The following is a 5971-nucleotide window of genomic DNA, read 5'->3' as shown; positions in this document are numbered from 1 at the left end:
GATCGTCGTTGATCTCTGCTGTATGATTGTCGTACACATAGTGGCGCGTCTCACGCGTGACCAGCCCCGACAACAGCAGGATGGCCACGATGTTGGGAATGGCCATGAGCGCATTGCCGATGTCGGACACCGCCCACACCACGTTACCGATGCCGACGGCCCCCAAAAATGCCGCCGCTCCACAGGGTCTGGTAAGGCATGATGGCACGCTTACCGAATAGGTACGTGACGCACCGGTTGCCGCAGTAGGACCATCCGAGGATCGCGGAATACGAGAACGCACCATGCCGAACACCAAGATGGGCGTGCCGATAGTGGCGGCAAGCGCAGTGGCAAGCGCGCCGAAGTTCGAGATATCACCGCCCGCAAATCGCACCACTCGAACGACAAGCTCTCTCCACAGTTTCACCAATTTGTCCAGACCTGCCCGGCATGCGGTTGCGTCGCGGCGTACCGGGCGCTACAATGGGCCGCGATGGATTCTGTTTCAGGGCGAGGTGAAATTCCTCACTGGCGGTAATCGGATCGTCGACGCGCATGCGTCGCACAAAGCCGAAAGTCCGCGACCCTGCGATGGCACGCCCCTGACCCCTTGTCAGAAGCGCGCTTCGTGGGCTGATACCGGTGAAACTCCGGGACCAACGGTTAAAGTCCGGATGGAAGAGGCAGAGTTCGCACGACGATTCGTCCGACGCGCATACGCGAAGGCGAGCTGAATGCGAATAACGAGCCCGTATGGAATGATCGGAATTCATACGGGCTCGTTTCTTTTTTCTGCGAGGCTAAGAAGCGAACCCGCACAGGCTTGAGCCCCGCGGAAAGAAGGTCATCATGACCACAGCGCACGACAAGCAGAACCTTCCGTTCTCCAACACGAACAAATGGGACACCCGGCAGCTGGTGACGATGGCGCTGATGTGCGCCCTGTCCGCCTTGCTGTCGTTCATCGAGTTCCCCTTGTTGCCAGGCGTCACCTTCCTCAAGTACGATGCTTCGGCTATGCCAGCCCTGGTCAGCGGATTCGCCTTCGGGCCGGCGGCTGGCCTTGCCGTGGGCGCAGTCAGCGCCGTCATCCACGGCATCCTTTTGGCAGACTTCTCGGGCGCCATCATGAACATCCTGGTGGTGGCGGGCTTCGTGCTGCCGGCAGCGTTCATCTACCGCAAAAAACGCACGTTCAAAAGCGCCGTTGTCGGCCTGGTGTTCAGCGTCATCGGGGCCACCGTCATGGCGATCCTAGGCAACCTGGTTATCACGCCCCTGTACTTGGGCGTACCCTTCGATGCGGTTGTTGCTATGATCCTTCCCATCCTAACTCCGTTCAACCTGATAAAAGCCGTGCTGAACGGCATATTGACGCTTATCGTGTACAAGAGCGTATCGAACCTTATCACGCCGAAGAAAAAGCAGGTGAAAGGACGCTAGGAAGCCAGCTTCGAAAGCCCCGCTTTCCTTGCAGGCAGCAATCAGAAAAATCCTCGCGAAAGAGCCTACCCGCCCCGTCCGAAAGACGAGGCCGGAACAAGAAGGAGCGTATCCTTGATCGAATTCTCAGACGTACGATTCTCCTACGACGGCGAGACGTTCGTGCTGGACGGTATCGACCTGCGCATCGAGCGCGGCCAGTTCGTATGCGTGCTCGGTGGCAACGGGTCGGGCAAGTCGACCTTGGCCAAACACATCAACGCGCTGCTCGTGCCCGACGAAGGTATCGCGCGCGTGCTCGATCACGACACGAGCGACCCCGCATCCACGTACTTCATCCGCAGCAACGCGGGCCTCGTATTCCAGAACCCCGACGACCAGCTGGTAGCCAGCCTCATCGAGAACGATGTGGCATTCGGCCCCGAGAATCTGGGCGTGTCCACCGATAAGCTGCGCCAGCGGGTTGTAGACGCCTTGGCCGATGTAGGGCTGCAAGGCTTCGACAAACGCGAGACGAGCGCGCTTTCCGGCGGGCAGAAACAACGTGTTGCCATTGCCGGCGTGCTGGCCATGGACCCAGATATCCTCATCCTAGACGAAGCCACCGCCATGCTGGACCCGCGCGGGCGCAAGGGCCTCATGCGTGTATGCCACGAACTGCACGCACGCGGCATGACCGTCGTAATGATCACTCATTTCATGGAAGAAGCCGCCCAAGCAGAGCGTGTCGTGGTCATGGATGCGGGTCGAGTGCAGCTCGACGGCACGCCCGACCAAGTGTTGGTGCAAGCAGCCCTCCTGGAACACTTGAACCTGGACGTACCGTTTGCCGCACGGCTGTCGCTGCTGCTGCAACAGCGCGGAGTGGACGTAAAGACCCACGTGGATGCAAACGACCTGAAGGAGGAGCTATGCCGATTGCATTCGAGGGCGTAGGCTATTCGTATACCAATCCCGATCGTCAGGAAAAGAAGCGCCGCAAGCGCGCGCTGAAGGCACAGCGCTCCGCTAAAGCCGCTCAAGAAGCAGCGGCCTTAGCAGCCGAGGACGCGCCCTCGCTCGAAGCGCACGGAAAGCCCGCCTGGGGAACTGCCGCAGATGCGGTATGGGCCCTGCGCGACATCGACTTCACCTTAAGCGACGGCGAGTTTTTGGGTATCGCCGGACACACGGGCAGCGGAAAAAGCACGCTGATCCAGCATATGAACGGACTTGTGCATCCCACCTGCGGACGCGTGCTGTGCAACGGAGAAGACCTCGCCGACCGGCAGGTGGCGCAGAAATGCCGTGGACAGGTGGGAGTGGTGTTCCAGTACCCAGAGCACCAGCTGTTTGCTGCAACCGTGTACGACGACGTGGCTTTTGGGCCGCGCAATCTGAAACTGGATGACAACGAGGTTGATCGCCGCGTGCGGACAGCGCTCGACCAAGTACACCTCCCCTTCGACGACGTATGCGAGCGCAGCCCCTTCGAACTGTCGGGAGGCCAGCAGCGCCGGGTGGCGTTCGCCGGCGTACTAGCCATGGGGCCGCGTGTACTGGTGCTCGATGAACCGGTGGCAGGCTTGGACCCCTTGGCACGCACCGAGTTCCTCGACCTTATCGACGAGCTGCACGCCGGCGGCCTCACCGTTGTCATGGTGTCGCATAGCATGGACGATCTGGCCCGGCTGGCCGACCGTGTCCTGGTATTGAACGAAGGAACCCTGTTCGCCTTGGGCACGCCTGCCGAAGTGTTCGCCCGCGGCGACGAGTTGCGTGCCATCGGCTTGGATGTTCCGGCTGCTCAAAAGCTGGCAGATGAGCTGCGCGCCTGCGGATTCGATCTGCCGCACGCGCTCTATGACGCAGAGGTGCTTGCTGACGACATCGCAGCCAACAGGACGAAAACGGCGGTCGCGGACAAGGCATCCGCCGGCACCTTGTCCGACAGCAGCAGCCCCTCCAGAGAAAGCCAAGGCTAGCCATGCCCGATATTGCCGTATTCGGACGCTACCGACCAGGCACGAGCCCCCTGCACCGCATGGACCCGCGTGCCAAACTGCTGCTGGCACTGGCTTTCACCGCGGTGGCATTCGTGGCTCAAACGTTCTGGGGGCTGGCTGTATCCGCCGTCTTCGTGCTGGGGTTCTTCGCGTTGGCCGATATCCCTCTAGGAGCCGCTTTCCGCTCTGTGGGGCCCCTGCTCTTCATCGTGGCAATTACCGCCTTGCTGAACGTGTTCTTCGTGCAAGGAGGCACCGTACTCGTCGAATGGTGGATTTTCCGCATCAGCGAGGCAGGTCTTGTGTCGGCCGCGTTCCTGGGATGTCGCCTCCTGCTTCTGCTTCTGGGAATGAGCCTACTCACCCTGACCACAGCCACGCTGGACATCACCGATGCCTTCGAATACCTGCTCGCACCTTTTGCGCGCATTGGCCTGCCTGCCCATGAGCTGGCTATGATCATGGGTATCGCCTTGCGTTTCCTGCCCCAGTTCATGCTCGAGCTGCAAACGATCTACCGCGCCCAGATCAGTCGCGGGGCCACCTTTACGGCGAACCCGTTCAAAGGCGGCTTATCCCTCATCAGCTCGCTCATGGTACCGCTGTTTACCAGTGCCTTCCGCCACGCTGAGACGCTGTCTTTGGCCATGGATGCACGCTGCTACCACGGCGGCCCCGGCCGCACGCGTCTGCACGTTCTGGCCTACACGCGTCGTGACGCGTGGGGGGCGGTTGCTATAGCAGCCATGCTGGCGCTTATCATGGCCACGAATCTCATTCCCCACTAGAACAGCAAACCGCGGCATAACCCCGCGCAGAGCCAACCCGACGAAAGGAAACCACCATGACCGGAAATCAAACCATCGTAGACTACTTGACCAGCGTTCCCGCCTGGTACCTGGCCACCGTCGAAGGCGACCAGCCCCATGTCCGCCCCTTCAGCTTCGCTGCCGAGCAGGACGGGCGTATTTGGTTTTGCACCGCCACCACCAAAGACGTGTACCGCGAATTGCAAGAGAACCCCCAGTTCGAGTTGACCGCCTGGAAGCCCGGCAGCGGCTGGATCATCTTGCGAGGCAGCGCCGACCTCGACGACCGCGCGAACGACGAGGTGCGGCAAGCTGGCTTCGACCATATGGTAGGATTAGGGGAAAGCTACGAGGGTGCAAGCGACCCCGTGCTCACCTTCTTCTCCTTCACGGACGCGCAAGCCTGGATCTGCGATATCGATGGCAGCTGGAACCCCGTCGACCTGTAAGGCTTGCAACGCTCTAAGCCCCCGACGCGAGACCTGCTTCCTCAAGCGTATGAGCAGCCCACACTTTATCGGAGATAATACCGGCCGCTGTGCGCAATTCTGCAATACTGGCACCAAGTTGGGCTTTCAGTGTATTATTCTCCATGGGCGAAAAGGCTAGTAGCGACACACCGAAATAGCGTAAACTATACTTTATAGTATGCAGATAAAACAGTAGTTATTAGCTTATATATGCAATAGAATCATATGTCGAAATGCGGGGGCGCGCAATGGGAAACGAGGATTACGAGATGCAACTCAGGGCGATCAAAATCGCCACCGAACACATCTTCTCCTTGGCAACAACCGAAGAAGAGGTATGCCGGCTGGAAAAGGCCATCAACCATGAGGTCATGTACCTTGCGGCAATTGCACAATCCGAACTCGTCAAACCTGACGGCGGCTGGGACCAGTTCGGCCGACAGTAAGTCGGCCAATCCTCGCACGATCCTCTGTCGTCGCCCACCCGCACCGAGAGAGCAAAGCAAAAGAACCGCGTCACCACAGCACGCCCCGTCGAAGGACGGGGCGTGCTGTTTTTACTCGAAGTCGTAGAGAGCTTTCGTAGCTTGGCAGAAATCTGCGTATACCTCAGCCGCCACGCCCTCGTCATCCACTAACTCAAACTCGGACGGCTGGCCGTCTTCATCAAGCTCTGTCACTTCCAGCAACAGCACTTCGCCCGACGAGCCCGCAGGAGCGTCCTCAGATACCGGAAAGAAGAAGCCGTAGCGGCGCTCTCCGTGCAGGATCAGTCCTAGGAACTCAAGTTCGACTGCATCGCCGTTCTCGTCGATAAACTCCAACAGCACACCCTCTTCAGTGGGCGGGCAGAAATTCGGGGCGCTTCCTTCGCGCATGCACGTTTCCTTTCTCACACGGCCGCGCTCACCCTGCGGCAGCGCACGGCACTCACGTTTCATAGCAGCATAGCATATCGTGCACGGCCGATCGGCCACCACGCCGGTTTCCGGCCCCCCTTCACGAGACCCCTCCGCAACCGCCTTCGCTACCCATCCGCCCTGAGCAGCGCACGGGACACGGTACGGGGCTGCGTAGCAAAAGGACCGCACCGTGCTCGCAAGCGCCGCGCACCAGCCGCGCCGCCTCCCCCGCCTATGCACGCGCCACCGGCGGCGCCGCGGGGTACCGTGCGCAGGCCCCCTGAAACGCACGCAGGCCCCCGGATCCTGCGATCCGGGGGCCTGCGGCATACGAAGAGCACCCTTTGCGAGCGCGACGCCCTATCCTCCCACGGACTTAC

At 60.4% G+C, this 5971-nt stretch carries 7 protein-coding genes, 1 pseudogene and 1 riboswitch; of the genes and pseudogenes, 6 read left to right on the top strand and 2 right to left on the bottom strand.

Going from position 1 to position 5971, the window contains the following annotated elements; genetic code table 11:
• Positions 1–313, bottom strand: a pseudogene (locus tag RR842_RS11135) (alanine:cation symporter family protein); the annotation flags it as partial.
• A 166-nt stretch (positions 314–479) separates the two neighbouring features.
• A riboswitch (FMN riboswitch) is annotated at positions 480–672 on the top strand.
• Between the two features lie 159 nt (positions 673–831).
• Between RR842_RS11135 and RR842_RS11130 the strand changes: the two are divergent.
• From RR842_RS11130 to RR842_RS11105, 6 genes are all read left to right on the top strand, one after another.
• Positions 832–1425: an ECF transporter S component gene (locus tag RR842_RS11130; RefSeq protein WP_332521268.1), complete on the top strand. Its 594-nt coding sequence runs from the start codon at positions 832–834 to the stop codon at positions 1423–1425.
• A gap of 114 nt (positions 1426–1539) precedes the next feature.
• Positions 1540–2361 carry an energy-coupling factor transporter ATPase gene (locus RR842_RS11125; RefSeq protein WP_332729771.1) on the top strand — a complete coding sequence of 274 codons (822 nt, stop codon included), beginning with the start codon at positions 1540–1542 and terminating at the stop codon, positions 2359–2361.
• Positions 2337–3389 (top strand): energy-coupling factor transporter ATPase, encoded by a 1053-nt coding sequence (locus tag RR842_RS11120; RefSeq protein WP_332729770.1) that lies wholly within the window; start codon positions 2337–2339, stop codon positions 3387–3389. The genes RR842_RS11125 and RR842_RS11120 overlap by 25 nt, the downstream gene beginning before the upstream one ends.
• A 2-nt stretch (positions 3390–3391) precedes the next feature.
• Positions 3392–4198 (top strand): energy-coupling factor transporter transmembrane protein EcfT, encoded by an 807-nt coding sequence (locus RR842_RS11115; protein ID WP_332729769.1) that lies wholly within the window; start codon positions 3392–3394, stop codon positions 4196–4198.
• A gap of 56 nt (positions 4199–4254) precedes the next feature.
• Positions 4255–4668, top strand: a complete 414-nt coding sequence (locus RR842_RS11110) for a pyridoxamine 5'-phosphate oxidase family protein (RefSeq protein WP_332512914.1) — start codon at positions 4255–4257, stop codon at positions 4666–4668.
• A 269-nt stretch (positions 4669–4937) separates the two neighbouring features.
• Positions 4938–5135 carry a hypothetical protein gene (locus RR842_RS11105; protein WP_332517623.1) on the top strand — a complete coding sequence of 66 codons (198 nt, stop codon included), beginning with the start codon at positions 4938–4940 and terminating at the stop codon, positions 5133–5135.
• 111 nt (positions 5136–5246) lie between these two features.
• On the opposite strand, the gene RR842_RS11100 is transcribed toward RR842_RS11105, so the two are convergent.
• The gene (locus RR842_RS11100; protein ID WP_332512911.1) at positions 5247–5567 is read right to left on the bottom strand and encodes a DUF1292 domain-containing protein; all 321 of its coding nucleotides are present in this window, start codon (positions 5565–5567) and stop codon (positions 5247–5249) included.
• Positions 5568–5971 lie beyond the last annotated feature (404 nt).

This window comes from Gordonibacter sp. (assembly GCF_036667095.1).
Taxonomy (GTDB): domain Bacteria; phylum Actinomycetota; class Coriobacteriia; order Coriobacteriales; family Eggerthellaceae; genus Gordonibacter.
The sequence above is the reverse complement of the archived record's forward strand: the minus strand, read 5'-3'. Positions and strand labels throughout refer to the sequence as shown.